The sequence below is a fragment of the Chitiniphilus eburneus genome, from assembly GCF_005048205.1.
Classification (GTDB): Bacteria; Pseudomonadota; Gammaproteobacteria; order Burkholderiales; family Chitinibacteraceae; genus Chitiniphilus; species Chitiniphilus eburneus.
Window position 1 is genome coordinate 101,453 of record NZ_SUMF01000001.1, and the last position, 25,633, is coordinate 127,085.

Consider the following 25,633-nt stretch of genomic DNA (forward strand, 5'->3'; position numbering starts at 1 on the left):
CCGCCCATGAACTACATTTCGACCCGCGGTGGCATGGCCCCGCAACGTTTCTCCGACATCCTGCTGGGCGGGCTGGCCCCCGACGGCGGCCTGGCCATCGCCGAACGCTATCCGCGCTTTTCGCTGGACGAACTGCAATCGCTGGCGTCGCTAAGCTACCCGGAGCTGGCGTTCCAGGTCATCAGCCGCTTCGTCGACGATATTCCGGCTGACCAACTGAAGGCGCTGATCGATCGGACCTATACCGCCAAGGTGTACTGCCACGGGCGCGATCCAGCGCAAGCCAATCAGATCACCCCCGTGGTCAGGCTGGACGACACGCTGTTCATCCAGGAGTTGTCCAACGGCCCAACGCTGGCGTTCAAGGACATGGCGATGCAGTTGCTGGGCAATCTGTTCGAGCATGTACTCACCCAGCGCGGCCAGGAAATCAACATTGTCGGCGCCACGTCGGGCGATACCGGCTCCGCCGCCGAGTACGCCATGCGCGGCAAGCATGGCGTGCGCGTGTTCATGCTGTCGCCATTCGGCAAGATGAGCCCGTTCCAGCGGGCGCAGATGTTCAGTTTGCAGGATGAGAACATCTACAACATCTCGGTGAAATCGATGTTCGATGCCTGCCAGGACATGGTCAAGGCCGTGAACAACGACGCCGCCTTCAAGGCACGCTACAAGGTGGGCGCGGTCAACTCGATCAACTGGGGCCGCGTGGTGGCCCAGGCCGTGTATTACTTCAAGGGCTACTTTGCCGTCGCCCAGAAAGTGGGCGAGCCGGTGGATTTCTGCGTGCCTTCCGGCAATTTCGGTAACGTCTGCGCCGGACATATCGCGCGACAGATGGGCCTGCCGATCCGCCGCCTGATCGTCGCCACCAACGAAAATGACGTACTCGACGAGTTCTTCAAGACCGGCGGCTACCATCCGCGCGGCCTGGACCGCACCTACGAGACATCCAGCCCCTCGATGGATATCACCAAGGCATCCAACCTGGAGCGCTTCGTTTTTGATCTGCTGGATCGCGATGCCACCAAGCTGGCCGAACTATGGTGCGGCGTGGACAAGAATCAGGGCTTCGATCTGGCACCCGAGGTGTTTGCACGGATGCACGACGAGTTCGGCTTCCGCTCGGAAAAGAGCTCGCACGCCGACCGTGTTGCCAATATCCGTGAGGTGTTCCAACGCTACGGCCTGCAAATCGACCCGCATACGGCGGATGGCTACAAGGCAGCCAAGGCACATCGCGACACTGCCGTGCCGATGGTGATCCTGGAAACCGCTCTGCCAGCCAAGTTCGAGGAAACGATGCGTGAAGCCCTGGACCAGGCCCCGCAGCGCCCTGTGGATCTTCAGGACCTGGAAGCCCAGCCTCAGCGTTTCGACGTGCTGGAAGCCGATGCAGAGGCATTGAAGCGCTATGTGGCGGAACGCGTACCGGTTTGATGAGCAGGCAGGATAAAAAAGCCGGCAATTGCCGGCTTTTTTACTTCGAGCACAGCAAGCCACGCGTGGCAACTACTCCACGGCAACCGCCGACGCAGCTTCGGCCACCGGCTTCTCGGCAGGGGGTGCAAGCTTGGGTGCCACACCGATCAGTTTGTCGATGGTGACGAACGTATAGCCCTGCTCTTTCAGCTTACCGATCAAGCGATCCACGGCTTCGACCGTGCGATCGCGCGGGCCGCCGCCATCATGCATCAGCACGATGGCTTCCGGGTGCACATAGTTCGTCACTACACCTTCGATCTGCGCATCGCCATTCATGGCGCGCGCTGACAACCAGTCGCGCGTGTCGACCGACCAGGAAATCACCTTGATGCCCTTGTCCCGCAGCAGTTCGACCTGGCTATCCGTGATCTCGCCATAAGGCGGGCGATAGAGCGTCGGCATGAACCCCAGCTCACGCTGGAAAATCGCCTGGGTCTTCGCGACCTCGTTTTCCCAGAAAGCGGTATTGGTCAGCTTGCTGGCGTAGGGATGGCTATAGGAGTGGTTACCCAATACATGCCCATCCGCCAACACCTTGCGCGCCAGGTCCGGGTATTTCTCCACCCACATGCCGAGCTGGAAGAAGGTGGCATGCACCCCATGCTTCTTCAGTACTTTCAGCAAGGGGGGCGTGTTGAGCGGGTTGGGGCCATCGTCGAACGTGAACGCAACGACCTTGCTCTCCCCCGGACCTTCGATCCAGTACACATCCGGATAGGTTTTGGCCTGGCGTTCCATCTGCTCCAGGGGCACCTGTTCCCAGCCTTCCAGGAACGGCGTACGGATCTTGGGCTCTTTGGCATAAGCCAGCGACGCGAATGCAATCAGGCCGATACACCCCAATCGGCGAATCAGTGCGCTTTTCATTGGTTGTCTCTCCTTGGGAAATTCCTTTCCCATTCTATCCAGCCAGGCCAGAAACCTTTATGCGGATGTTGTGGTTTTCCCACCCTCTCCGCTCATATCGCCCAAGCGTCATGGGAATAAAAAAAAGCCCACCATGCGGTGGGCTCTTTTCGACCTGGCGCAACTTAGCGCAGGCGCTTGAAGGCAAGGCCTTCGGCATCGAACAGCATGCATTCGGCTTCCGGGAATACCACGCGAATCGCATCACCGTACTTCAGATCGGTGGAGTGGCCCGGCAACTTCATGCTCATGATCTCGTTCACGCCCGGGATCTCGATATAAGCAAGCACATGGTCACCCAGGTGTTCGATCAGGTCGACACGTGCGGGGATGGCATTCTGATCAGCTTCGCTGGCCAACTGGATGTGCTCCGGGCGGATACCCAGCGTCACGCGATCATTGGCCTTGGCACGGCCCGCATCCACCGCGGCCTTGACTGCAATGCCCTTGGGCAGGCGCACGGTGGCACCCTTCGCGTCGCCACTGACGACCGAAGCATCCAGCAGGTTCATCTTGGGCGAACCGAGGAAACCGGCCACGAACAGGTTCGAGGGGTTTTCGTACAGTTCCAGCGGGCTGCCCAGTTGCTGGATCACACCGGCGTTGAACACGACGATACGGTCGGCCAGGGTCATGGCTTCCACCTGATCGTGCGTCACGTAGATCATGGTGGTCTTCAGTTCCTGGTGCAGCTTGGACAGCTCGACACGCATCTGCAGACGCAGCGCCGCATCCAGGTTGGACAGCGGTTCGTCGAACAGGAAGACCTTGGGTTCACGAACGATGGCGCGACCGATCGCGACACGCTGGCGTTGACCGCCGGACAGCGCCTTCGGCTTGCGGTCCAGCAAGTGGGTGATTTGCAGGATTTCGCCAGCATGCTTGACGCGCTGTTCGACTTCCGCCTTGGGAATGCCGGCCAGCTTGAGCGCGAAGCCCATGTTTTCCGCAACCGTCATGTGCGGGTAGAGCGCATAGCTCTGGAAAACCATGGCGATACCGCGCTTGGACGCGTGGATGTCGTTGGCGATCGTATCGCCAATCAGCAGTTCGCCTTCGGTGATGTCTTCCAGGCCGGCGATCATGCGCAGCATGGTGGATTTGCCGCAGCCCGACGGGCCGACGAATACGACGAACTCACCGTCCTGGATGTCCAGGCTGACGCCCTTGATGACGGTAACGTCCTTGGTGTAGTTCTTCTTGATGTTCTTGAGCTTAACCGAAGCCATTGATCGATTTCCTTGATATGAATTCTGGTGTCTACGCGAGCCGGATTACTTCACGGCACCGTCGAGGCCACTGATGAAGTAGCGTTGGGTGAGGGCGAAGAAGATCAGCACGGGAACAACCGAGAGCACGATGCCGGCCATGACCATGCTGGTCGACACAGCGAAGGGGCCCGTCAAGTCATTGAACATACCGACCGACAGCGGAAGCATGGCCTTGTCCTGGATCACGATACCGGTCCAGATAAACTCGTTCCACGCATTCACCAGCGTAAAGATCGCCAGGGCGGCAATGGACGGAGCCGATACCGGCACCATCACACGCCACAGGATCTGCAGTTCCTTGGCGCCATCGACACGCGCCGCATCGATCAGATCCTGCGGAATCTGCTCAAAGGCCTGCTTCATCAGGAAGATGCCGAATGCGCCGGCAACGGTCGGCAGGAAGACACCGGAATAGGTGTTCAGGCCGGTCAGCTTGAACCCCAGCAGCGCGGTGGACCAATCGCCCAGATGCTTCAGCGTCACGAAGTTCGGGATGATGGCAACTTCAGACGGCAGCATCATCGTACCGATGATGGCGATAAAGATCAGGCCACGGCCGGGGAAGCGCAGTCGTGCCAGGGGATATCCCGCCAGCACCGACACCAAAACCGTGCCGACGATGGTACACAACGAGATCCAGGCCGAGTTCTTCAGGTAAGTCATGAACTGGATTTCGTTGAATACCCGGACGAACCAGGCCCAGCCCGGATCCGTCGGCAGGAAGGAGCGCGGGAACAACCAGATGTTGGAAGGATCCTCGGAGAGGGCGACGGACAATGCCCACAGGAAAGGGAAAGTCGTGAAGATGGCGAAGGCGATCAGGCCGGCATATTGACCGGTCAGCTCCACCACTTTAGTTAGCTTTTTACTCATGGCTGCGTTACCCGAAGCGAATTATTTCTTTTCACCGAAGAAGCGGAACTGCAGTACAGCAAGCAGCACGCAGAAGAAGGTGACCACCAGACCTGCGGCCGCGGCACGACCGAAGTTGAAGTTGGTGAACGCCTGGGCATACACGTAATACAGAGCCGTGTAGGTATCGGCCTGGCCACGCGTGAGCACCACAACCTCCTGGAAGGACTTCAAGGCGGCAATCGTGGAAAGCAGCGTGCACAGCAGGATGGTGGGCTTGACCATCGGCACGGTGATTTTCCAGAAACGCTGCCAGGCATTGGCGCCATCCAGAATCGCGGCCTCTTCCACCTCGGTGGGAATCGATTGCAGGCCGGCAAGATACAGCACCATGTAGTAGCCGATACCCTTCCAGAACGTGAAGATCATGACCATGTAGATGGCGATCTTCGGTTCGCCCAGCCAGTTGACCTGTTCATCGATCAGACCAAGCGACTGCAGGAACCACGTCAGGATACCGTCGTACTTGTAAACGTTGAGCCACACCACACCGGCGATGGAAATCGCGGTAATGACGGGAATGTAATAGGCTGCGCGGAAAAAGGTCATTGCCGGAAGCTTGTTGTTGACAAGCTTGGCCACCAGCAGCGCGGAAACCTGAATGACGGGAACGACCAGCAGGAAGAGCAGGGAGTTCTTCAACGCGCTATGGAACAGGTCCTCTTCGTACAAATACTTGAAGTGGGCAAAGTTATTCCACGTAGCGGTTGCATCTGCAATGCTGTAATCGTTGAATGCCAGATAGGCGTTATACCCAACTGGCCAGAAAGTAAATAGACCCATCAGAATCAAGGCTGGCGCCAGGAACAAATAGGCTATTGCGGTGTAACTGCTGGAGTTTTTCACGGCGCAACTCGACTGAATTTTATTCTTTTGCTTAGAGAACAAACGGAACCGCCGTCACCGACGGTTCCGTTCATCTTTACTACATTACCCAAATCAAACCGGGTAATTACTTCGCCAGCTTCTCGTTCCAAGCAGCAGCGGCTTCGTCCAGAGCAGCCTTGACAGGCTTGCGGCCTTCGATGGCGTTCTGGATTTCGTCTTGCAGCTTCTTGTTCATGGAAGCGCCATCCGGCAGCACGCCCGGCGGGATCGTCAGGGTACGGGCGTTGTCCATGGACTTGGCGGCAACGGCACGAGCGCGCTCAACCACGTCGGCGCTCTTGGCACCGGCTTGGAAGTACGGGTCGAGGTTAGCCTTCTTGGTCGACGGGAAGGTGCTTTCGGTAGCCTTCGAGAACGCGACTTGCTGTTCGTCCGAGGTCAGGAACAGGCCCAGCTTGGCAGCATCGGCCGGGCTCTTGGTGCCCTTCGGAACAACGAAGTCCATCAGCCAAGCGCCGAATGCACGTTGACCGGCATCGGTCGGGAACGCAGCAACTTCGGTCTTGTCGTAGATGGCCTTGGCGTCGGTTTCGGTACGCTTCAGCGCTTGCGGAGCGGTCGTCATCATGGCGATGCGGCCGGAGTTGTACGCGGCGATTTCTTGTTCAAAGGCCATCTTGAAGACGTCCTTCGGGAACACGCCAGCCTTGTACAGGTCAGCAAACTTCTGCACGAAGGCAACGTGCTTCGGCGAGTTGAACACTGCCTTGCCGTTTTGCACCATCGGCAGACCGGCGTAGTAGAACCAGCCTTCGAAGTTGTCCAGCTTCGGTGCGAATGCAGCGACGCCAGCCTTGGCCTTCACTTGCTTGGCAATGGAAACCAGCTCGTCGAAGTTCTTCGGAGCGGCCTTCACGCCAGCCTTGTTGAAGATGTCCTTGTTGTAGGCAATGATCGAAACGGAGTTGTACCACGGGAAAGCGTACATCTTGCCGTTAACGGTCACGTCCTTCAGGGCACCGACGGAGTACACGTTCTTGGCGGCGCCAACGTACTCGTCCAGGGCGACGATGTTGCCTTGAGCGGCAAATTCGTGAACCCAGGGCACGTTGAAGTTCACCAGAGCGGGCGGGCTGCCGGCAGCGATGGAGGCAATCAGCTTCGGCTGGATCTGATCCCAGTTCATGTCAACCCACTTGGCCTTCAGGCCGGGGTTGGCAGCGTTGAACTTGGAAACAGCGTTTTCGAAGTAGCCGTTGAACTTCGGAGCCAGGTTCATCGTCCAGAACTCGAGCTCGGTATCGGCGTGAGCATGCATAGCAGCAAAACCGAACACTGCCGCGCCAACGGTCAACATCTTCTTAAGCTTCATCTTGTCTTCCTCTTGGAGTTATCGACAAAAACGCTCGGAATCGCTTCCTCGCGATACACCACATCTGACTCGGTTACCAACTTACCAAATCATGCGGATTTCTTATTTTGCAGCGGGAGTCTACCAGAAAACCCCCGCCGCGAAGTTTGACTCTGCGCAGAGAGTCAATAAGGTTTTTTACTTGCCCGAGAACTTGGAATTCCAGAAGGCTACAGCCTCATCCAGCGCCTTTTTGACCGGCTTCTGGCCAGTGATCGCGGCCTCCAGTTCGTCGTTCATTTTCTTGTTCATGGCGGCCTCATCGGGCAGGCCGGAGATAGTCAGCGTACGCGACGTCTTGATCGCGGCAGCGGCCACACCGGTAGCCTGTTCGATCGGGTCCTTCGAGTTGGCGCCGGCCTTGAAGTAGGCGTCATCCAGTGCCTTGTTCGTCGACGGGAACGTAGCCGAAGCCTTGGCAAAGGCCAGCTGGTTCTCATCGTTGGTCAGGTACTGACCCAGCTTGACCGCAGCATCAACGTTTTTGTAACCCTTGGGCACGGACCACAGGAACAGGAAACCGCCAAACGGTGTCTTGCCCTTGGCTTCGGGGAAGCCGGCCACGCCGGTCTGGGCATATACCTTGGGGGAGTCGGTCTGGGTGCGCTTCAGTGCGTGGGCACCTTCGCCGAACATGGCGATCTTCTGGCTACCGAAAGCGGCGATCTGATCTTCGAACTGCATCTTGAAGGCATCCTTCGGGAACACGCCGTCGGCGTATGCCTTCTTGAAGTCCTCGACCATCTTCACGTGAGCCGGGCTGTTGAATACAGCCTTGCCGTTCTGCACCACCGGCAGGCCTTCATACAGGAACCAGCCGGCGAAACCGTCGTTCAGCTTGGGAGAGAAGCCCGCAACGCCGGTCTTTTCCTTGATCAGGCGGGCGGCTTTCAGCAGGTCGGCAAAGGACTTGGGCGCCTCTTTCACACCGGCCTTCGCCAGCAGACTCTTGTTGTAGAACAGGACGGCGGTTACCTGGTACCAGGGCAGGCCATAGACCTCGCCGTTGTAGGTCACGTCCTGGAGGGCGCCGCTGGTGTAGACGTTCTTGAAGCCGGCAACCTGCTTGGTGATCGGCACCAGCATCTTTTGCTGGGCAAACTGGTCCATCCAGGGCTTGGGCAGGTTCACCAGGCCCGGCACGGAGCCGCTGGCCACTGCTGCGACGACCTTGGCCTGGAAGGCGTCCCAGGGTACATCGACCCATACCGCTTCGATGCCGGTCTGGGACTTGTTGAACTTGGCGGTAATGTCTTTCATGGTGCTGTCGAACTTGGGCGACAGGCTGTTGGACCAGTACTCGACCTTGACCGGGTCTGCGGCCAGGACGTTGGCGGCAGACATCGCGAATACGGCGGCGGCCACGGCGAGGGTAGGCTTCAATCTCATTTTCGACTCCGAATCTTCGTTATTTGTATGGGGCCTGGCTTCGCTGTTCCGAAGGCAACCCACTGGCGGTAAAAAACGCGAACTAACCTTAATCATTCGCTGAATGCCATGTCAAATTGGACGAAGTCATGTCAAGCCCGCACGAGACACCCAAGAATTTCTGCGGTCATCGGCCCTTGAACACAGGCGCGAAAGCACTTCCGCACCCCCGATCAAAGCCGGCTCGACACCCGCTCTGACCATCCGACCCCTGCCCCGGCGAGCTTAAGGTTCCACCGGTTGTCCGGGGAAATCCGACGCTGACGCAGGTTACAACAATTCGCCTGTAGGGGTGAACACCACTTGCCATGGCCCGGGGAGCGCCCCGGGATAGGGCATTGCCCGCCTCGAATCTCCCTGTTACGAGGCATGACAAAGAGTTGTAGCGACTCCCATTTTCTTTCTTGTGCCGACTACAAAATCTCAAGCATTTGTTTCGATAAAAATAGCGCTTTAACAAGCAGTTATTTATGAAGCTCGACAACGAAGTCGTAGTAATCGCTACGAAACCATGAATGGGTCAACTCCACTGCAAGCCCATTTTCCAGAAATCCGACCCGCACCAGATGCAGCATTGCCTCCCCGGCAGGGATATCCGCCAAGGCAGCGAGTTCAGGCGTCGCGTTTACCGCACCGATATTTTGTATCGCGCGTACAACAGTGAGCTTTGCATTGCGCATGTAGTCGTACAACGAATCGCCAATGGCGGCCGGATCGGGAACCAGGTGATAAGGCAGCGCGGTCTCTTCGATCGCCATCACTGTCTCGTTGGCCATGCGTACGCGCTGCAACCGGGTGACACGGCTGTTCGGGGCAAGGTTGAGCTTGAGCAACTCTTCGCCGGAAGCCGTCGCCACTTCCCGCTTCAACCAGCGCGAGCCCGGGGTGAAGCCGCGCATCTTCAGCATTTCGGAAAGGTTGGTCAGCCGTTCCAGCGGCTGCTCCAGCTTGGGCGTGATATAGGTGCCGGACCCCTGCCGCCGCAGGATCATTCCCTGCTCGAACAGCAAGTCCAGCGCCTTGCGCGCCGTCACGCGCGATACCCCCAGCAGATCGCAGAAGGTACGCTCGGAAGGCAGCGGCTCGTCGGCCTTCCAGAAGCCGGCATTGATGGCGGCAGCCAGCTTGTGGCCCAGTTGCAGGTAAAGCGGCGTGGCACTGTCCGGATCGGGTTTCAGCACGAGCAATTTCTGCTGGGCCAGCATGGCTACACTCCGAGCGAGGTAAGGGTCAGGTAGCGAGGGCGCGATACGCCAGAATCAGCGCACCGGCGCACGAATCCTTCTGCGGCAGCCTGGTGCTTTCCAGGAAAGCGGCCGGAATATACGGGCGCAGCGCTTGCGACAGCCCGCCACCGCAGATGGCGATCGGCAACGAGGGTTCGGTACGGCGCAGGGCCTGACCGATAACTTCCACTTCGCGGCCCGCTTCAAGCAGGAACTGGCGTGCCAGCGGGTCGGATTCGCCGAACTCCACCACGATGGGCGACAGCGACGCGCATTCGCCCTGCCGCATGGTGGCCATCCACTCGAACACCGTTTCGCGGCTGTTGCCGGTCACGCTGGTCAGCTTACGTGTGAAATCGGTTTCAGGCGAGCGTCCATCCACCACCCGTTGCACCAGGTTGATCGCCTTCAGACCGAGATAGGCACCAGAGCCTTCGTCCGACGTCGGAAACCCCCAGCCGCCAACTTCCAGGCGTTGCCCGTCAGCCAGCCAGGCCTCGCCGATGGAACCCGTGCCGATGGCGATGATGCCGCCATGGGCGCCGTCGTGCGCCCCGAGCAAGGTGGAAAAACCATCGGTTTCCACCACGATGCTGGCGAACCCCGGGTTCTTGTTCTCGAACTCCTGGGCCCAGGCCTTGACCGTCACGCCGGAAAGACCAAACCCGGCAATGCAGGTGCCGAAATCGGGTTTGTCGATCCCCAATTTCTGAAAGCCGGCGCGAATGGTCAAGGTGATGTTGGTCCAGGCCTTGTCGACGCCCTGCCCCAGCGCCGAGGCGCCGCCTTCGGCCCGCACCAGTTCCTTGCCGTCCAGCCCGGCGATGCAAATGCGTGTACCGGTACCACCACCGTCCACGCCGATCAGATATTGGATTGTGCTCATGCCTGACTTCCTCTTCTTGCTGGGTGGCTGCTCATCGCAATGAGACCACTCGAATTGGATATTCATACCACTTGCCGGCGGCGGATGTAGCAATTTCCTTGCATGCCGCAGCGTTCCTCAGTATCGAATCCGTTGCCGGATTTGACCAAGATGCCAATCTAGTGAGCAGTGCATACCCATGTCAATGCGATAGCTCAACAAAAAAAGCCCCGTATGGATAACGGGGCCCAATCGAAAGGAGTGCAGCATACGCCACACACAATCATTATTAATTAATAATATTCTGCCTTTCAAGCCTTTCCGACCGTGGGCGGAAAGATGCAATACAGAGCGAGCAATGTCAGCCAAACCACCCACGCCGCCCAAAGCGTGTGCGAGGGGAAATGCGCGCCGCGCATCGTCTGGGTCCAGCCCATCGCCCAGCCTGCGGCCAGCCCCAGCCACAAGGCCAGTCGCGCGCGGCGCGGCCAGCGATCCCGCCAGCCGAAATAGAAGGCCATCAGGGCGAAGCCACCGGAGGCATGCCCCGCGGGGAAGCACCGGCCGGGCGCAATGCCGGAAGGCAGCGCATCGAACAAGCTCAACCTGGGGGCATACCCGCCGTAGTCGACGATATCCCAGGGACAATGGTGGATGCTGTGTGACTTCAGCAGGCTGACCACGCTGGTGGAAACCAGCATCGCCAGGAAGATCCAGCCAGCGCGTCGGCGCTGCCCGCGCCAACGCAGGTCGATGAAGGAAGCAAGCCAGATACCGAGCATCGCCACGCCGATCAGGATCATCACCAGCCTGGTGCCGCTGTGTAAGCCGGTGGCCAGCAGCGCCTGGTTCTGCAAGGGAAAGTTGCGCGCCACCGGGTCGAAATACGCCCCGACAATCAGGTCGTCCAGCCCGGTGGCGGGGTAGCCCAGCCACAGCCACAACCCCAGCAGCAACGGCAGGCCCAGATGCACCATCCAGAATCGCAGTGGCCAGCCGCAGCCAACGCGCCAGCGCTCGCCCGCCCAGGCGGTGATGGGGGCGATCATGCGCGGCACGGTGCGAACAGATCCAGTTGCCGGTTGTAAACCTCGGTCCGCACATCCAGCAACCCCAGCACCGAATGGAACAGGTTGTCCTGCGAATAGGGCAACTGGCGCCGGCCCAGCAGACACGACCGGTTCACGCCGAAATCGCGTTGATAGCCATCGGAAAACCACATCAGCGCGGGCACGTGCTTCTGCGCGTCGGGCGCGAACAGGTAGGGCGTACCGTGCAGATAGAGATTCTTTTCTCCGAGCGACTCACCGTGATCGGAGAGATAGATCATGGCGCCATCCACCCGGTCCGCCTTGCTGCGCAGCAGGTCGATCAGGCTGGATAGCACGTAGTCGGTATAGCGCAGCGAGTTGTCGAAGCCATTGACGATCTGCTGCTGCGTACACTGATCGAGCTGGCTGGTGGTGCACTCCGGCTGAAATGTCTTGAACCGTGCGGGAGAGCGGCTGTAATAGGCCGGGCCGTGGCTACCCATCATGTGCAGAACCAGCACGGTATCCCGATCCAGCTTATCCAGCCGTTCCGGCAAGCCCGACAGCAGGACTTCATCCAGGCATTCGCCCGGCTTGGGGCATGCGGTCGGTATCCCGCTATCGCGCACGTCCTCTGTCGGCACCCTGGCGCAGACGCCCTTGCAACCCGACTGGTTATCACGCCATTGCACCGCCAGGCCGGCGCGCTGCAACACATCCAGCAGATTGCCGCGAGCTTCCGCTTTTTCCCCGTCGAAACCATCGCGTCCCAGATTGGAAAACATGCAGGGCAGCGATACTGCCGTTTCCGTCCCGCATGACCACATATTGTCCAGATTGATCAGGCCCTGCTGCCTGGCCAGCAACGGATTGGTATCGCGCGTGTAGCCGTTGAGCGAAAAATGATCGGCGCGCGCGGTTTCACCGACCACGATCACCGTCAGCGATTTGCGGGGGCGGCCGGCCCAGGCCGACCCCAGCCGAGCGTCGGTGCCAATGGGCGTGAAGGTCTGGTTGGCCTTGGCACGCCGCTTCAGATAGCTGGAAGTAGCCTGGATGTAGTTGGTGGGCGTCAGCAGAAAGCGCAGGTCGCGATGATTGCGCGCTACGGAAGCAAAGGTCTGGTAGTAGCTGAATGCCAGGCTCAGGATCACGCCGGCCGAGACCACCACCACCACCAGCTTGGCCAGCAACTCGCGCCCCGGAGAGCGCCATCGGATCGGCAGCCGCCAGAGCACCCAACTGGGAATCACCCCCAGCCCGAGTACGTAGAACACCATCTTCATGGTAACGAGATCGCGCACCTCGGCGGGATCGGTTTCCACCGCATTGCGCACCATTCCCGCATCGATCATCACCCCGTACTGGTTCATGAAATACGCAATGAGTGCCGTGCTCAGCAACAGGAAGGTCAGAAAGGGGCGCAGCACGTATGGCCAGGCCAGCAATGTCAGCACCAGGTTCAACAGCGCCAGCAGCAGGGCGAAGGCGGCGATGAAACTCAGCCAGGTCGACGCGGTGAACGGCTGTACCGTCAGCACCCGTGTCCAGAACGGCACATTGCAGAACAGCAGCAGAAATCCGATGACGGCCAGTGTGACCCATTCGGGGCGAAGGGCAGGCAGACGAGGCAGATGGGCGCGTAACGACAACATGGGCGGGGCGGCCTGGTAAGTACACGCCTGCCACCCTACCGACCGCGCCGTGAGGAAAAACGCGCGTGATTGTGAGCATTTTGTGAGTGCGCCCGCCTGGGGGCGGCTTGCCACTCAGCCAGCAAATACCAAACGGCTTTCCGTCCCCGTCCCAGGCTCGCTGCTCAGCTCGCAGCGCCAGCCGCAACGCTCGGCCAACTGGCGAACGATGGACAGGCCCAACCCCGAGCCGTCGGGCAGATCGCTGATCCGGTAGTGACGCTCGAACACCTGTGCGAGTTGGTCCGCGGGAATGCCGACGCCGGTGTCGCGCACCGCCACCCAGCCAGCGCCGGTATGGATGCTGATCTGCCCCGCCCCGGCATAGCGCACCGCGTTGCTCAGCAGGTTATCCAGGATCAGCGACAGGACCGCCGGATCCGCCTCGACCGAGGCCTCGGGGTGAACCAGATTGAGCAGGCTCAGCCCCTGGCGGGTGCAGGCATCGCGATACTGCTCCGCCAACGATTCCACCAGCGGATACAAGGCGACAGTCTCCAGGCGCAGCGGCGTATTGCCGCGCGCCAGGAACAGCAGACCGCGCAAGCGGCGCTCCAGTTCGTCCACCGCCAGCACGATGCGCTGCGCCCGTTCCCGATCCGGGGTGGTTTCCGCCAGGAGTTCGGCGCTGGTACGGATGCGGGTCAGCGGGGTACGCAGTTCGTGGCTGACATTAGCGGTGAATTCGCGTTCGCGCGCGATCAACGCCGCGTTCCGCGCGCGATAGTCATCGAGCGCCAGCGCCAGCGATGCAACTTCCTCGTCCTGCTCCGGCTCGGTGAATGGTGCGGCATCGTCCCGGGCGACACGTGCCGCGAGCCCCTTCAACTGCCGCAATTGCGTGTCGGCCAGCCATTGTCCCAGCCATAACGCCATGGCCGAAAGCACCGCCACCCCAACGACCAGCGCTGTCAGCAGGCGCTCCAGACGCTCTTCATGTTCGCGGGTGTCGTACAGCAGGTAATAGCGTTCACCCGAGCCGTCACGCACCCCGACGTGATACTCGACGCCGCCGATGAACCATTCGTGGTTGCCCAGGGCCAGCGTCTCCATGCCGGCGGGCAACCCCCGTGGCAACGTTCCGAGCGGCGCGTGGTACAGCGACAGGTGCGACGGCAGCGGCACGTCGCGGGCATGCGGCCCGATCACGCCATCGAGCGCGGTATTGACCACCTCGTCGATCAGTTCCTCTTCCTGCTCCTCACTGCTGAGGAACAATGCCAACGCCTGAGCCATGACCACCAGAATGGTCAGCAGCGTGAAGGTCCAGGCCAACCGCCAGCGCAGGCTGCGACGCCGGGCGGGGGACGTGGGCAAAGCCGTCATGGCGCCCCCATGATGGAAGCCGGATCGTCCAGCGCGACCAACTTGTAACCGCGCCCGTGGATCGTCAGCAATGGACAGCGGCCATCCGGCAGCGTCAGGGCCCGCCGCAACTGGGCGATCTGTGTGCGCAAGGCGTCGCTACGCTCCTGCTCCTCGCCCCACACGGCGGCCTCAAGCTCGGCACGCGACAACAGGCGTCCCGGTTGCGCCATCAGGATGGCCAGCAGGCGCAGGCTCTTGGGGGGCAATGCCAGCTCGCGCCCCTGCCAGCGCACCTCGCCGCTCAGCGCGTCGTATTCCAGCGCGCCGACCTGCAGGGTCTGGTCGACCACGCGTCCCTGGGCGCGTTTCACCAGCGCCCGCAGCCGCATTTCCACTTCCCTGAGTGCAAACGGCTTGACGAGGTAATCGTCGGCCCCGGCATCGAACCCCGCCACCTTGTCGTCCAGCGTATCGCGGGCGGTCAGCATCAGGATCGGCAGCGGCGAATGCGCATCGCGGCGCAGCCGCTGGGCCAGCGACAAACCGTCCATGCCGGGCAGCCCCAGGTCCAGCACCATCGCATCGAACGGATGGCTGCTCGCCAGATGCAGGCCAACCAGCCCGTTCGGCGCGGCATCGACCTGATGGCCCCGCGCGACCAGATAGTCGTAGAGATTGCCCGCGATTTCCGCGTCGTCTTCAACGATCAGGATGCGCATGCTGTGCCTGTCCCGGGCGGGTCGGTGATCGGTGGATGAATCGGGCTCGCGCAGCATCGCCGCCCGGATCGACCATCCGGGCCGGAAAGCGCGTCGAATCGTCAGGGCCGGTGCGAACACAAGCGGCCGCGCGACAGGCAATGATGCAGCGCGCTCAGACTTTCGTCACCAGGTCCTTGGTAGTGAAGAAAGCGTCCGAGAAGAACTCGTCCTGTGGCAGCTTGCGTGCGACGAAGTGCTTGTAAGCGGCTTCCACCATGACCGGTGCACCGCAGGCATAGACCTGGAAGCCGGACAGGCTGCCGAAGTCCTCCAGCACGACCTCATGCACAAAGCCGGTCCGGCCTTGCCACCGGTCCTCGGGGCGCGGTTCCGACAGCACCGGGATGAAGGTGAAGTTGGGATGCTCCTGTTGCCACTGGCTGGGCAGCTCCGGCATGTACAGATCGGCCAGCGTGCGTGCGCCCCAATAGAGCACCATCTCGCGCTGGATTCCTTTCTGGAACGCCGCCTGCAACATGCCCTTGATCGGCGCGAAGCCGGTGCCGGTGGCGATGAACAGGATCGGCTTGTCGCTGTCTTCGCGCAGGAAGAACGACCCCAGTGGACCAGTGAAGCGGAAAATTTCCTTCTCCTTCATCTCGTTCCACACATAGTCGGAAAACTCGCCATTGGGCACGTGGCGGATGTGCAACTGGATATGGTCGTCCTCGTAGGGCGCGTTGGCGATGGAGAAGCTGCGCTTCTTGCCGCCCTTGGTATGAATGTCCACGTACTGGCCAGCCAGGAACTGCAAACGCTCGGTGGTCGGCAGCTTCAGCTTCAGCACTGCCACGTCGTGCGACACCTTGTCGATCGCCTCGACGCGACAGGGCAGCGTCTTGATGCGGATATCCTTGGTCGCCGAGATTTCCTTGCATTCGATGGTCACGTCGCCCACCGGCCGCGCGCAACAGAACAAGGCGACGCCCCGCTCCATCTCGGTATGCGACAAGGCCGACTCGGCATGGTCCGCGTGCACCACCTCGCCGGACAACACCTGGCCCTTGCAGGCACCGCAAGCGCCGTTCTTGCAGCCATACGGCATGTTGAAACCGGCACGCAACGCGGCGGCGAGAAGGGTTTCGTCGTCTTCGACGGTGATTTGCTGGCCCGAAGGCTGGATGGTAAGTTGCTTGGTCATTCGCGCAAGACTGATTCGATGCAGAAAGTATCCGGGTTCAAACGACCGCAGCGCCTGTTGATCGTCGGCTGTGGCGATGTATTGACGCGCGCCCTGCCCTGGCTGCTGCGACGTTTTCGTGTATTGGCCACCGCGCGTTCACCGGAAGCTGCGGCGCGGTTGCGGGCCATGGGTGTCGTGCCGGTCTGTGCCGACCTCGATCATCCACCGACGCTGCGACGATTGGCCGGGCTGGCCGACCTGATCGTCCACGGCGCGCCGCCACCTGCGTCGGGGGCGCGCGACCCGCGCAGCAGGAACCTGGTGACAGCCCTGGCGCGTCGTACGGAGCGGCCGAGTTTAGCACAGCGCCCCAGGCGGGCCGTCTATATCGGGACCAGCGGGGTCTATGGCGATTGCGGTGGGGATCGGGTGACGGAAACCCGTCCGCTCCGGCCCGGCAGCGACCGCGCGCGCCGTCGCGCCGATGCGGAGCGCACCCTGCGCGCCTGGGCCCGCCGGCAACACGTACGACTGGCATTGCTGCGCGTGCCGGGCATCTATGCGGCGGATCGCCTGCCGCTGGCGCGCGTCGCGCGCGGCGATGTCTGCGTCGAATCCGGCGACGACAGCTACAGCAACCACATCCATGCCGACGATCTGGCGCGCGCCGTCTGCGCCGCGTTGTTTCGTGGCGCCCCGCTACGCTGCTATCACGTCAACGACGACCTGCCGCTGAAGATGGGCGACTGGTTCGACCTGGTTGCCGACCACCACGCCCTGCCGCATCCGCCGCGCGTCACCCGCGCCGAAGCACGTGCCCGGCTGACCCCGGCCATGTTGTCGTACCTGGATGAATCGCGGCGCCTGGACAACAGCCGCCTCAAACACGAGCTGGGCCTGCGGCTGGCCTATCCGTCCGTCTTGACACTGTTTGCCCAGCACGCGATGTCAAACGGGTAAAACGTCGGTTACCTTCTAGACTGTAGGGAACCGCGTTCTGGCCCCACAAGGATCAGGGCGCGTCTTGTTTGGGTCGCCCCGCCGTATCGCACGGCCGCGGCCCTGATCCCACCAGGAGGTTCCTCAATGTCCACGCTTTCCCAAGCAGCGGTCGTTCGCGAATTCACCAAACCGCTCGACATCTCCCAGGTCGAAATTCCCGATCCCGGCCCCGGCCAGATCCTGATCAAGAACATCGCCTGCGGCGTCTGCCATACCGACCTGCATGCCGCGCATGGCGACTGGCCGGTCAAGCCCTCTCCACCATTCATTCCCGGCCATGAGGCCGTGGGCGAAGTCGTCAAGGTCGGCCCCGGCGTCACCCGCATCAAGGTCGGCGACCGGGTGGGCGTTCCCTGGCTGCACGACGCCTGCGGTCATTGCACCTACTGCATCACCGGCTGGGAAACGCTCTGCACCCAGCAGAACAACACCGGCTACTCGGTAAATGGCGGCTTTTCGCAATACAGCCTGGCAGCCGCCGACTATGTCGGCATCATCCCACCAGGGCTCGACCCGTTCGACGCCGCGCCGATCCTGTGCGCGGGTGTCACTACCTATAAGGGCTTGAAGGAAACCGACGCACGTCCTGGCCAATGGGTAGCAATCTCGGGCGTGGGCGGCCTCGGACACGTCGCAGTGCAGTACGCCAAGGCAATGGGCTTCAACGTGGTGGCGGTGGATCGCGGGGACGACAAGCTGGCACTGGCCAGGGAGTTGGGCGCAGACCGGGCCTATGACTACACCAAGGGCGATGTCGCCGCCGAAGTCCAGCGCGATATCGGTGGTGTCCATGGCGTCCTGGTCACTGCCGTCTCGCCCGCCGCCTTCGACCAGGGGATCGCACTGCTGCGTCGTGGCGGCACGATGGCGCTGGTCGGCCTGCCGCCCGGTGATTTCAAGACGCCCATCTTCGATGTGGTGCTCAGCCGCAAGACGATCCGCGGCTCCATCGTCGGTACCCGCCAGGACTTGCAGGAGGCCCTGGAGTTCGCCGCCGCCGGCAAGGTGAAGGCGCATTACACCCGGGCCAGGCTCGCCGACGTCAACGATGTGTTCGCGCGCATGGAAAAAGGCGAACTGCTGGGCCGCGTGGTGCTGGAATTCTGACCCATCGCTCCCCAACGAAAAGGCCGCCCCGAAGGCGGCCTTTTTTTGCGAGGGCAGCCGCCGCTCAACCCGTCAGCGCCTTGCGCTCGCGTTCCAGTTGCGCCATCAGACGCTGTACGCCAGCTTCGGCGGAACGGGTCAGATTGAGGAAGCGGCAACCGAGATGGAAGCGCTCTTCACCGCTGCGCGACAACATAGGGCGATGCGAGCAGATTTCCAGATCCACCTGGACAGTTCCGGCCGCCCCCAGTTCGATCACCGTATCCTCCAGCCGCGTGCCACGCTCCAGTTGACGCGCCTCGGCGGGCGAGGCCCACAACCCGATGCCGCCCAGCGACAGATCATGCAATTGCAGGCTCAGCGCGCGGCCGTTGGGCGCCGTCATCCGGCAGAGGAATGGATTGGCCAGCGGCGTCTCGATGCGGAAATACTCGCGCCGCTGCAATTTGATCAGGTCTTCAGGGAACGAGGAAATGAACGCGGGCTGGCCATCGATGCGCGCTTCGCGCGGACGCCCGATCACGAATTGCACCTTCACACCGTCTGGAGCCGCGACGCAGATATTGCGGTCCGACGCCAGCAGGGCGCGGTTCAACGCATCCTGGCCGCCCCAGTCGAAGCAGAACATCCGCGACGGGACATCCACCATCAGAATGCGCGTCAACAGCAATTGCTTGCCGTGGGCGAAATGCACCGTCATGAAGTCGGCACGGTTGTGCAATTGCCGCAGCACCGCGCCCACCTCCAGCGGGTTGGCAAGGCGGTAGCGGCCAACTTCCTCGTTGTCGGAAATCTGGTGCAGTGCGGAGAGTTCGGGTTCGGTCATGGCAGCGGGCAGCGCAATCATTCCTCGATCAACAACGCCAGGTCGTGGGCAAACGCATCGGGGCCGGCGCCGTAGTTTTCCAGGACGCGCAAGCGGCCTTTCCGATCGATCAGATAGGTGCCGGCAGTATGATCCACCGTGTAGCCGTCAGCCACATTCTGACGTTGGTAAATCACCTTATATTGCTGCGCCACGGCGCTGACTTGGTCCACCGTTCCTGTCAGGCCAACGAAGCGCTTGTCGAAAGCCGGCACATACTGCCCCAGCAATTGCGGCGTATCGCGTTCCGGGTCGACCGAGACGAACAGAACCTGCACCTCTCCCGCTTTATTACCCAATTGCTTCATTGCTGCGGACAATTCAGCCATGGTGGTGGGACAAACGTCGGGGCAATGGGTGTACCCGAAGAACAGCGCCACCACCTTACCCTTGTAGTCGGAGAGTAGCCTGGCCTTGCCGGTATGATCCACCAGCTGAAAATCGCCACCGAATGAGGCGCCGGTCAGATCGCTGCCCTGGAAAACCGGGCGGGAACACGCGCTCAGCAGCAACAGCGCCACCAGGCAAAGCAAGCGACGGATCATGTGAAAACCTGGGTAATCGAAAAAAGTTGTCTGGCAGTGTGACGTTCCCGCCATCGGGCTGCAAGCATGGCCGCCATTCGATGCCGCCATGCAGTACATTGCCGGCCGATGGCGCGAGAATCCCGCCAACGATATTGCACTGAACAGACAGGTCGCCAGCGGCCTCAGGGGCGCAAGGTTATCACGGCCGATGCAGGCAGACTGCCCCTTTCCGCCGCCGATGAATGGGCGATTTCCGCCAGCGGCGGCGTGCCCAGCACGCATTCGAGCGTGGCCAGATTATCGGCATAGGACGCCATGGCCGGGTCGATGCGATTGGCCAGCCAACCAGCCAGCGGCAGGCCGGAGCGGGCAATTGCTTCCGCGCTCAGGCGGGCATGGTTCAGGCACCCCAGCCGCATGCCGACCACCAGGAGCACCGGCGCACCGAGTGCCATGGCCAAGTCGGCCATGGCACTGTCCTCGCCGAGCGGGGCATACCAGCCGCCCGCTCCTTCCACCAGCAGGACATCGCTCATCTCGCCCAACTGTCGTGCGCAGGCGACCAGGTGATCCAGGTCGATCCCGACGCCGGCTTCACGCGCAGCCAGATGCGGGGAGATCGCAGGCAGAAAACGGTAGGGATTGGTCAGCGCCGACGGGGCGGCCACGTTGGCGGCCTGCGCGTGCGCCGCGACATCACCATGCCACAACGCGCCGTCTCGTAATACGCAGCCGGATGCCACGGGCTTCATCGCCGCCGCGCGCAGGCCCTGATCGGCAAAGGCACGCAGCAACTGGCAGGTGGCCACCGTCTTGCCGACATCGGTATCGGTACCGGTGACGAAGTAGACGCGGCTCATGCGCCGGGCCGGCGGCGGAACTCGATCACCTGGCTGCCATCCGGCAGGCGCGCCCCAGGGCGCGAATCCGGCTTCCAGGCATGGCCATAGACCACTTCATAGGTACAGGGCAGTTCTCCCGCATGGCGGAAGCGCTCGTACTGCGCCACGACCTTGCGCCATGCCGACTTGCCCATCATCCCGGCCGGGCGGCCTTCAGTGACATTGTGCGCACCGATGGCCTTCAGGTCGCGCATCACACTGCGCGCGTCGGGATAGGTCATGGTGATCAGCTCCATGTCCATCACCGGCGTGGAGAACCCGGAATGCACCAGCGCATCGCCGATATCGTGCATATCGATGAAGCGGTTGACATGGCTATGGCCATCCACGCCTTCGAATGCCGCGCGCAACTCCTTCAGCGTGTCCGGGCCCAGCGTGGAGAACATCATCAAGCCACCCGGGCGCAACACACGCTGGCACTCGGCCAGCGCAGCGTCCGGTGTGTTGCACCATTGCAGCGCCAGGTTGGACCACACCAGATCGACCGATTCGCTTGCCAGCGGCAGATGCTCGATATCGCCACAGACATGCACCGCACGATGCCGCTCAAACAGGTTCAGCCACTTGCGTACGCCGCGCCCGGTTCCCTTGTCGCGCGACAGCGCCAGCATCGCGGGCGCGAGGTCCAGCTCGATCAGCTGGGCTTCGGGATAGCGTGCCCGCAGCATGGGGCTGGCGTAGCCGGTGCCGCTGCCGGCATCGAGGATACGCGCCGGCACCAGCTTGATGTAGTCGAGGCGCTCCGCCATGCGGTCGGCCACTTCGCGTTGCAGCACGGCCGCCGCGTCATAGGACGAGGCGGCGCGCTCGAACGCGCGCTTCACGGCGCGCTTGTCGGTATAGAACGATTCGGACATGAGGCTGGAGCGGTTACTCAGGCTGCGACGCCACGAAACTTGTGACGCGCGAATTCAACGATGGCGGGCAGGATCGACAGGAACACGATGGCCAGAATGATGGCGGTCAGGTTCTTCTGGATGAAGGTGACACCGCCCAGGAAGTAACCGGCGTAGGTCAGCGAACCGACCCAGACAGCGGCGCCGATCACGTTGTAGGAAAGAAAGCTGCGATAGCTCATTTCCGCCATGCCGGCCACGAACGGCGCAAAGGTGCGCACGATGGGCACGAAGCGCGCCAGGACAATGGTCTTGCCGCCATGCCTTTCGTAAAAGGCGTGGGTCTTGTCCAGGTAATCGCGGCGGAAGATCTTGGAATCGGGATTGGCAAACAGCTTGTGTCCGAAATAGCGCCCGATGGTGTAGTTGAGCGCGTCGCCCGCCACCGCCGCCACGAACAGCAGCAGCGCCAGCAGATGCACGTTCAGCAGGCCGCCACCCGCCAGCATGCCGGCCACGAACAACAGCGAATCGCCCGGCAGCACCGGCGTCACCACCAACCCGGTTTCACAAAAGATGACGAGGAACAGCACCGCGTAGGTCAGGGAACCATATTGCTCGACGAACGCGCGCAAATAGGTATCGAGGTGCAGGAACAGATCGATGAGGTTGAATTCCATGATGTACCGGGCCGAAGTTCAGGATCGAAAGAATGTAGCGTAACGCGGCTGCGTGACGCCTCGTGACAAACAAAGACCGGCGGACGATGCCGCCGGTTCTCTGGGGCGATTCGCCCTGTGGACCATCGAACGCCGTAGCAGTTCAGACGACCGCTTCTTCCTTCACCGTCACCGGCTTGATCATGTTCTCGCGCGTCACGCCGAACATCAGCAGCAGCGGCGACGCCACCAGCACCGACGAATAGATGCCGAACACGATGCCGATGGTCAGCGCCATGGCGAAGCCATGCAACGCGGGGCCACCCAGCAGCAGCATTGACAGCACCATCGCTTCGGTGGAGCCGTGGGTGATGATGGTCCGGCTCATGGTGGCGGTGATGGCGTTGTCGATGATCGACGGCACCGTCTTGCCGCGCATGTTGGGCTTGCGGAAGTTTTCGCGAATCCGGTCGAACACCACGACCGATTCGTTCACCGAATAGCCCAGCACCGCCAGCACACCGGCCAGCACGGTCAGGGTGAACTCCCACTGGAAGAACGCAAAGCAGCCCAGGATGATCACCACGTCGTGCATGTTGGCGATCACGGCCGATACGGCGAAGCGCCATTCAAAGCGGATCGCCAGATAGGCGATGATGCCCAGGCAGACCAGGAACAGCGCGGTCAGGCCATGGGTGACCAGTTCCTCGCCCACCGACGGGCCGATGAACTCCACCTTGCGCAGCTCCACATCCGGGCGCTGCTGCTTCACCACCGTCATCACTTCGTTGGACAACTGCGCGCTGGTCTTGGCCTTGATGTTAGGCAGGCGAACCATCACGTCGCGGGTGGTGCCCAGCGCCTGGATCTGCGATTCGCCGTACTTCAGTTGATCGACCGCCGAACGAACCTGGTTGAGATCGGCCGGCTGCTGGTAACGCAGCTCGATAACCGTGCCACCGGTGAACTCGACGCCGAAGTTCAAGCCTTTGTAGGCCAGGAAGAACACGGCAATGATGAACGTGATCAACGAAATCGCCGTGGTGAGCTTGCCATAGCTCATGAACGGGATGTCGTGCTTGATGCGGAAGAATTCCATCTTCAGGCGCCCCTTAAGCTTGCTTTTCTTGCTGCGGCACCCACACCTGGCCGATCGACAGGCGACTCAGGCGACGGCGGTAACCGTAGATCAGGTTGACGATGCCGCGCGAGACGAACACCGCGCTGTACATCGACGTGAGAATCCCCAGGCAGTGCACCACGGCAAAACCGCGCACCGCGCCCGAACCGAAGATGAACAACGCGATACCGGCGATCAGGGTGGTGATATTCGAATCCAGGATGGTGGCCCAGGCGTGCCCGTAGCCGTTCTGGATCGCCGCCTGCGGCGACATGCCGTAGCGCAGCTCCTCGCGTATCCGCTCGTTCACCAGCACGTTCGAGTCGATGGCCATGCCCAGCGCCAGCGCAATGGCCGCGATACCCGGCAGCGTCAGCGTAATGCCGATCGCCGACAACAGCGCCACCAGGAACAACAGGTTGGCGCCCAGCGCCAGCGTGGACACCACACCGAACAGGCGGTAGTACAGCATCATGAAGATCGAGATCGCGATAAAGCCGTAGAGCGTGGAGTGGAAGCCCTTCTCGATGTTTTCCTTGCCCAGCGACGGGCCGATGGTACGTTCCTCGACGATATTCATCGGCGCGGCCAGCGAACCGGCGCGCACCAGCAGCGAGATGTCGTTGGCTTCCTGCACCGTCATGCCACCGCCTTCGATGACGAAGCTGCCACCCAGTTGCGCGTTGATGCGCGGCGCGGTGATGACCTGACCCTTGCCCTTCTCCACCAGCACGATCGCCATGCTCTTGCCGATGTTCTCGGCAGTGAGCGTGCGGAAGATCGCGGCTCCGGTGGAATCCAGCCCCATGCTGATCACCGGGTTGTTGTTCTGGTCGTAGGACGGCTCGGCCTTGGTGATGTTGTCACCGGTAAGTTCCACTTCCTTCTTCAGCAGGACGGACTGGGTCATGCCGGCGCGCACGCCCGCCATCGGCACCAGTTCGTAACCCGCCGGCACATCGCCCGACAGCGCGGCCTGGATGCGCGCCTGGTCGTCGTCGGCCATGCGTACTTCCAGCGTGGCGGTGCGGCCCAGGATATCCTTGGCCTTGGCGGTATCCTGCACGCCCGGCAACTGCACCACGATGCGGCCTTCGCCCTGCTGCTGGATGATCGGCTCGGCCACGCCCAGTTCGTTCACCCGGTTGTGCAACGTAGTGATGTTCTGTGCGACAGCGTCGTTCTTCAGCTTGGTCTGCGCGGCGGGGGTGAAGCTCACCACCACGCGGTAATCGCCTTCCTTGTTGAACTGCTGGATGCTCAGGTCGGGCAGGATGCGCTGGATCGCGCCGGCGGCGGCGGTCAGCGTTGCCTCGTCGCGCAACTGCACGGTGACGCTGTCGCGATCGCGCGACACGCGGCCATAGCGGACCTTGCGTTCCTTCAACTCGCGGCGGATATCGCCCGCCACCTTTTCCAACTGCTTGTCGACGGCGGCCTTCATGTCCACTTCCAGCAGGAAGTGCACGCCACCGCGCAGGTCCAGGCCGAGGAACATCGGCTTGCCGCCGATGGCGGCCAGCCACCCCGGGGTCTGCGGCAGCAGGTTCAGCGCGACGATGTAATCCTCACCCAGCGCACTCTGGATCAGATCCTTGGCCTTGAGCTGGGATTCGGCATCCTTGAAGCGCACCTTGAGGGTGTTGGCTTCGGGGAACACACCGTCGGGCTGGATGCCGGCGGCGTTCAGGGTATCGAGTGCCAGCTTGCGGGCATTGGCATCCACCTTGGCGGTGGAGTGCGCGCCGGAAATCTGGACTGCGGGGCTTTCGCCATACAGATTGGGCAGGGCGTAGAGCAGGGCTGCGATCAGCGAGGCGGCGATCAGCAGGTATTTCCACAACGAATAGCGGTTCATGGCGGCGGTCCACGAAACAAAGGCGGCAAAGCCGCCTTCATTTCTTTACTTGTTGTTCTTGATGGTGCCTTTTTCCAGGCGTTGGGCGACAGCGGAGCGCTGCACGACGATTTCCATGCCCTCGGCCACTTCCAGCGTCAGGTACAGATCGCCGGCCTTGGCGATCTTGCCGAGCAGGCCGCCGCTGGTGATCACTTCGTCGCCCTTCTGCAATGCCTTCAGCATCGCGGCCTGTTCCTTGGCGCGCTTTTGCTGCGGACGGATCAACAGGAACCAGAACAGCACGAAGATCACGATCATCGGCAGGAAAGACGTCAGGCTTTCCAGGGCGGAGGGCGCGGCGGCCGGAGCGGCGTAGGCGGGGGCGATGAACATTAGGAGTACCTTTAATTAGACATCTGTCGAAACAAAGCGGGACATTCTAGCCCGCACACTGAGCGAAATCCAACCCGCAAGCAGCGACCGTCGAGCCCGCAGAAGGTTCCTGCCGACTCAGGACAGCGGCATG

At 61.6% G+C, this 25,633-nt stretch carries 24 protein-coding genes; 3 read left to right on the plus strand and 21 right to left on the minus strand.

The genetic code is table 11. The features are described 5' to 3' along the window. Nucleotides 1-6: 6 nt before the first annotated feature. Nucleotides 7-1,440: a threonine synthase gene (thrC, locus tag FAZ21_RS00515; protein WP_136771321.1), complete on the plus strand. Its 1,434-nt coding sequence runs from the start codon at nt 7-9 to the stop codon at nt 1,438-1,440. A 72-nt stretch (nt 1,441-1,512) separates the two neighbouring features. Here the strand turns inward: thrC and FAZ21_RS00520 are convergent, their stop codons facing one another. From FAZ21_RS00520 to FAZ21_RS00580, 13 genes are all read right to left on the minus strand, one after another. Beyond that, nucleotides 1,513-2,352 carry a polysaccharide deacetylase family protein gene (locus FAZ21_RS00520; protein ID WP_169307190.1) on the minus strand — a complete coding sequence of 280 codons (840 nt, stop codon included), beginning with the start codon at nt 2,350-2,352 and terminating at the stop codon, nt 1,513-1,515. Between the two features lie 164 nt (nt 2,353-2,516). Next, complete coding sequence (locus FAZ21_RS00525) at nt 2,517-3,620, minus strand: ABC transporter ATP-binding protein (protein WP_136771323.1); 1,104 nt, start codon at nt 3,618-3,620, stop codon at nt 2,517-2,519. Nucleotides 3,621-3,665: 45 nt separating this feature from the next. Next, nucleotides 3,666-4,535 carry a carbohydrate ABC transporter permease gene (locus tag FAZ21_RS00530; RefSeq protein WP_246038446.1) on the minus strand — a complete coding sequence of 290 codons (870 nt, stop codon included), beginning with the start codon at nt 4,533-4,535 and terminating at the stop codon, nt 3,666-3,668. Nucleotides 4,536-4,556: 21 nt separating this feature from the next. Next, nucleotides 4,557-5,420, minus strand: coding sequence for a carbohydrate ABC transporter permease (locus FAZ21_RS00535; protein WP_169307191.1), 864 nt, complete (start codon nt 5,418-5,420; stop codon nt 4,557-4,559). A gap of 106 nt (nt 5,421-5,526) precedes the next feature. After that, a complete protein-coding gene (locus FAZ21_RS00540) occupies nt 5,527-6,774 on the minus strand; it encodes an ABC transporter substrate-binding protein (RefSeq protein WP_136771324.1) in 1,248 nt (415 codons plus the stop codon). Between the two features lie 177 nt (nt 6,775-6,951). Then, complete coding sequence (locus FAZ21_RS00545; RefSeq protein WP_246038447.1) at nt 6,952-8,202, minus strand: ABC transporter substrate-binding protein; 1,251 nt, start codon at nt 8,200-8,202, stop codon at nt 6,952-6,954. Nucleotides 8,203-8,705: 503 nt separating this feature from the next. Further along, nucleotides 8,706-9,446, minus strand: coding sequence for a GntR family transcriptional regulator (locus tag FAZ21_RS00550; protein ID WP_136771325.1), 741 nt, complete (start codon nt 9,444-9,446; stop codon nt 8,706-8,708). Between the two features lie 25 nt (nt 9,447-9,471). Next, the gene (locus FAZ21_RS00555) at nt 9,472-10,353 is read right to left on the minus strand and encodes a glucosamine kinase nucleotide-binding domain-containing protein (protein WP_136771326.1); all 882 of its coding nucleotides are present in this window, start codon (nt 10,351-10,353) and stop codon (nt 9,472-9,474) included. Between the two features lie 290 nt (nt 10,354-10,643). Then, nucleotides 10,644-11,381 carry a phosphatase PAP2 family protein gene (locus tag FAZ21_RS00560; protein WP_136771327.1) on the minus strand — a complete coding sequence of 246 codons (738 nt, stop codon included), beginning with the start codon at nt 11,379-11,381 and terminating at the stop codon, nt 10,644-10,646. Further along, nucleotides 11,378-13,018, minus strand: coding sequence for a phosphoethanolamine transferase (locus FAZ21_RS00565; protein ID WP_136771328.1), 1,641 nt, complete (start codon nt 13,016-13,018; stop codon nt 11,378-11,380). The genes FAZ21_RS00560 and FAZ21_RS00565 overlap by 4 nt, the downstream gene beginning before the upstream one ends. A gap of 114 nt (nt 13,019-13,132) precedes the next feature. Beyond that, nucleotides 13,133-14,383 carry a sensor histidine kinase gene (locus FAZ21_RS00570; RefSeq protein ID WP_136771329.1) on the minus strand — a complete coding sequence of 417 codons (1,251 nt, stop codon included), beginning with the start codon at nt 14,381-14,383 and terminating at the stop codon, nt 13,133-13,135. Beyond that, nucleotides 14,380-15,084, minus strand: a complete 705-nt coding sequence (locus FAZ21_RS00575) for a response regulator transcription factor (protein ID WP_136771330.1) — start codon at nt 15,082-15,084, stop codon at nt 14,380-14,382. Before FAZ21_RS00575 ends, FAZ21_RS00570 begins: the two co-directional genes overlap by 4 nt. A gap of 154 nt (nt 15,085-15,238) precedes the next feature. Further along, on the minus strand, nt 15,239-16,267 hold the full coding sequence (locus tag FAZ21_RS00580; RefSeq protein WP_136771331.1) for a CDP-6-deoxy-delta-3,4-glucoseen reductase: 1,029 nt from the start codon (nt 16,265-16,267) through the stop codon (nt 15,239-15,241). 18 nt (nt 16,268-16,285) lie between these two features. On the opposite strand from FAZ21_RS00580, the gene FAZ21_RS00585 reads away from it, so the two are divergent. Together FAZ21_RS00585 and adhP are read left to right on the plus strand one after the other, a co-directional pair. Then, a complete protein-coding gene (locus FAZ21_RS00585; protein WP_136771332.1) occupies nt 16,286-17,209 on the plus strand; it encodes an NAD-dependent epimerase/dehydratase family protein in 924 nt (307 codons plus the stop codon). A 126-nt stretch (nt 17,210-17,335) separates the two neighbouring features. Continuing rightward, nucleotides 17,336-18,358, plus strand: coding sequence for an alcohol dehydrogenase AdhP (adhP, locus tag FAZ21_RS00590; protein ID WP_136771333.1), 1,023 nt, complete (start codon nt 17,336-17,338; stop codon nt 18,356-18,358). A gap of 64 nt (nt 18,359-18,422) precedes the next feature. On the opposite strand, the gene FAZ21_RS00595 is transcribed toward adhP, so the two are convergent. The 8 genes from FAZ21_RS00595 to yajC all read right to left on the minus strand — a co-directional run bounded on the left by FAZ21_RS00595 (nt 18,423) and on the right by yajC (nt 25,500). After that, entirely contained in the window at nt 18,423-19,184 is a 762-nt protein-coding gene (locus FAZ21_RS00595; RefSeq protein ID WP_169307192.1) for a flagellar brake protein, read from the minus strand. A 17-nt stretch (nt 19,185-19,201) separates the two neighbouring features. After that, entirely contained in the window at nt 19,202-19,768 is a 567-nt protein-coding gene (locus FAZ21_RS00600) for an SCO family protein (protein WP_136771335.1), read from the minus strand. 164 nt (nt 19,769-19,932) lie between these two features. Then, nucleotides 19,933-20,610 (minus strand): dethiobiotin synthase, encoded by a 678-nt coding sequence (gene bioD / locus FAZ21_RS00605; protein ID WP_136771336.1) that lies wholly within the window; start codon nt 20,608-20,610, stop codon nt 19,933-19,935. Continuing rightward, complete coding sequence (bioC, locus tag FAZ21_RS00610; RefSeq protein WP_136771337.1) at nt 20,607-21,509, minus strand: malonyl-ACP O-methyltransferase BioC; 903 nt, start codon at nt 21,507-21,509, stop codon at nt 20,607-20,609. Before bioC ends, bioD begins: the two co-directional genes overlap by 4 nt. 17 nt (nt 21,510-21,526) lie before the next feature. Continuing rightward, on the minus strand, nt 21,527-22,168 hold the full coding sequence (locus tag FAZ21_RS00615; protein ID WP_136771338.1) for a DedA family protein: 642 nt from the start codon (nt 22,166-22,168) through the stop codon (nt 21,527-21,529). A gap of 142 nt (nt 22,169-22,310) precedes the next feature. Continuing rightward, complete coding sequence (gene secF, locus FAZ21_RS00620) at nt 22,311-23,246, minus strand: protein translocase subunit SecF (RefSeq protein WP_136771339.1); 936 nt, start codon at nt 23,244-23,246, stop codon at nt 22,311-22,313. Between the two features lie 13 nt (nt 23,247-23,259). Next, nucleotides 23,260-25,125, minus strand: coding sequence for a protein translocase subunit SecD (secD, locus tag FAZ21_RS00625; RefSeq protein WP_136771340.1), 1,866 nt, complete (start codon nt 25,123-25,125; stop codon nt 23,260-23,262). Between the two features lie 45 nt (nt 25,126-25,170). Next, nucleotides 25,171-25,500, minus strand: a complete 330-nt coding sequence (gene yajC, locus FAZ21_RS00630) for a preprotein translocase subunit YajC (protein WP_136771341.1) — start codon at nt 25,498-25,500, stop codon at nt 25,171-25,173. Nucleotides 25,501-25,633: the final 133 nt, after the last annotated feature.

What these genes read in the sequence shown, in the direction of transcription:
- FAZ21_RS00565 (WP_136771328.1), bottom strand. Translation starts at nt 13,018, where the DNA reads ATGTTGTCGTTACGCGCCCATCTGCCTCGTCTGCCTGCCCTTCGCCCC.
- FAZ21_RS00560 (WP_136771327.1), bottom strand. Translation starts at nt 11,381, where the DNA reads ATGATCGCCCCCATCACCGCCTGGGCGGGCGAGCGCTGGCGCGTTGGC.
- FAZ21_RS00585 (WP_136771332.1), top strand. Translation starts at nt 16,286, where the DNA reads ATGCAGAAAGTATCCGGGTTCAAACGACCGCAGCGCCTGTTGATCGTC.
- yajC (WP_136771341.1), bottom strand. Translation starts at nt 25,500, where the DNA reads ATGTTCATCGCCCCCGCCTACGCCGCTCCGGCCGCCGCGCCCTCCGCC.
- bioC (WP_136771337.1), bottom strand. Translation starts at nt 21,509, where the DNA reads ATGTCCGAATCGTTCTATACCGACAAGCGCGCCGTGAAGCGCGCGTTC.
- FAZ21_RS00520 (WP_169307190.1), bottom strand. Translation starts at nt 2,352, where the DNA reads ATGAAAAGCGCACTGATTCGCCGATTGGGGTGTATCGGCCTGATTGCA.
- adhP (WP_136771333.1), top strand. Translation starts at nt 17,336, where the DNA reads ATGTCCACGCTTTCCCAAGCAGCGGTCGTTCGCGAATTCACCAAACCG.
- secD (WP_136771340.1), bottom strand. Translation starts at nt 25,125, where the DNA reads ATGAACCGCTATTCGTTGTGGAAATACCTGCTGATCGCCGCCTCGCTG.
- FAZ21_RS00615 (WP_136771338.1), bottom strand. Translation starts at nt 22,168, where the DNA reads ATGGAATTCAACCTCATCGATCTGTTCCTGCACCTCGATACCTATTTG.
- bioD (WP_136771336.1), bottom strand. Translation starts at nt 20,610, where the DNA reads ATGAGCCGCGTCTACTTCGTCACCGGTACCGATACCGATGTCGGCAAG.
- FAZ21_RS00555 (WP_136771326.1), bottom strand. Translation starts at nt 10,353, where the DNA reads ATGAGCACAATCCAATATCTGATCGGCGTGGACGGTGGTGGTACCGGT.
- FAZ21_RS00525 (WP_136771323.1), bottom strand. Translation starts at nt 3,620, where the DNA reads ATGGCTTCGGTTAAGCTCAAGAACATCAAGAAGAACTACACCAAGGAC.
- FAZ21_RS00580 (WP_136771331.1), bottom strand. Translation starts at nt 16,267, where the DNA reads ATGACCAAGCAACTTACCATCCAGCCTTCGGGCCAGCAAATCACCGTC.
- FAZ21_RS00600 (WP_136771335.1), bottom strand. Translation starts at nt 19,768, where the DNA reads ATGATCCGTCGCTTGCTTTGCCTGGTGGCGCTGTTGCTGCTGAGCGCG.
- FAZ21_RS00545 (WP_246038447.1), bottom strand. Translation starts at nt 8,202, where the DNA reads ATGAGATTGAAGCCTACCCTCGCCGTGGCCGCCGCCGTATTCGCGATG.
- secF (WP_136771339.1), bottom strand. Translation starts at nt 23,246, where the DNA reads ATGGAATTCTTCCGCATCAAGCACGACATCCCGTTCATGAGCTATGGC.
- FAZ21_RS00595 (WP_169307192.1), bottom strand. Translation starts at nt 19,184, where the DNA reads ATGACCGAACCCGAACTCTCCGCACTGCACCAGATTTCCGACAACGAG.
- FAZ21_RS00570 (WP_136771329.1), bottom strand. Translation starts at nt 14,383, where the DNA reads ATGACGGCTTTGCCCACGTCCCCCGCCCGGCGTCGCAGCCTGCGCTGG.
- FAZ21_RS00575 (WP_136771330.1), bottom strand. Translation starts at nt 15,084, where the DNA reads ATGCGCATCCTGATCGTTGAAGACGACGCGGAAATCGCGGGCAATCTC.
- FAZ21_RS00540 (WP_136771324.1), bottom strand. Translation starts at nt 6,774, where the DNA reads ATGAAGCTTAAGAAGATGTTGACCGTTGGCGCGGCAGTGTTCGGTTTT.
- thrC (WP_136771321.1), top strand. Translation starts at nt 7, where the DNA reads ATGAACTACATTTCGACCCGCGGTGGCATGGCCCCGCAACGTTTCTCC.
- FAZ21_RS00530 (WP_246038446.1), bottom strand. Translation starts at nt 4,535, where the DNA reads ATGAGTAAAAAGCTAACTAAAGTGGTGGAGCTGACCGGTCAATATGCC.
- FAZ21_RS00550 (WP_136771325.1), bottom strand. Translation starts at nt 9,446, where the DNA reads ATGCTGGCCCAGCAGAAATTGCTCGTGCTGAAACCCGATCCGGACAGT.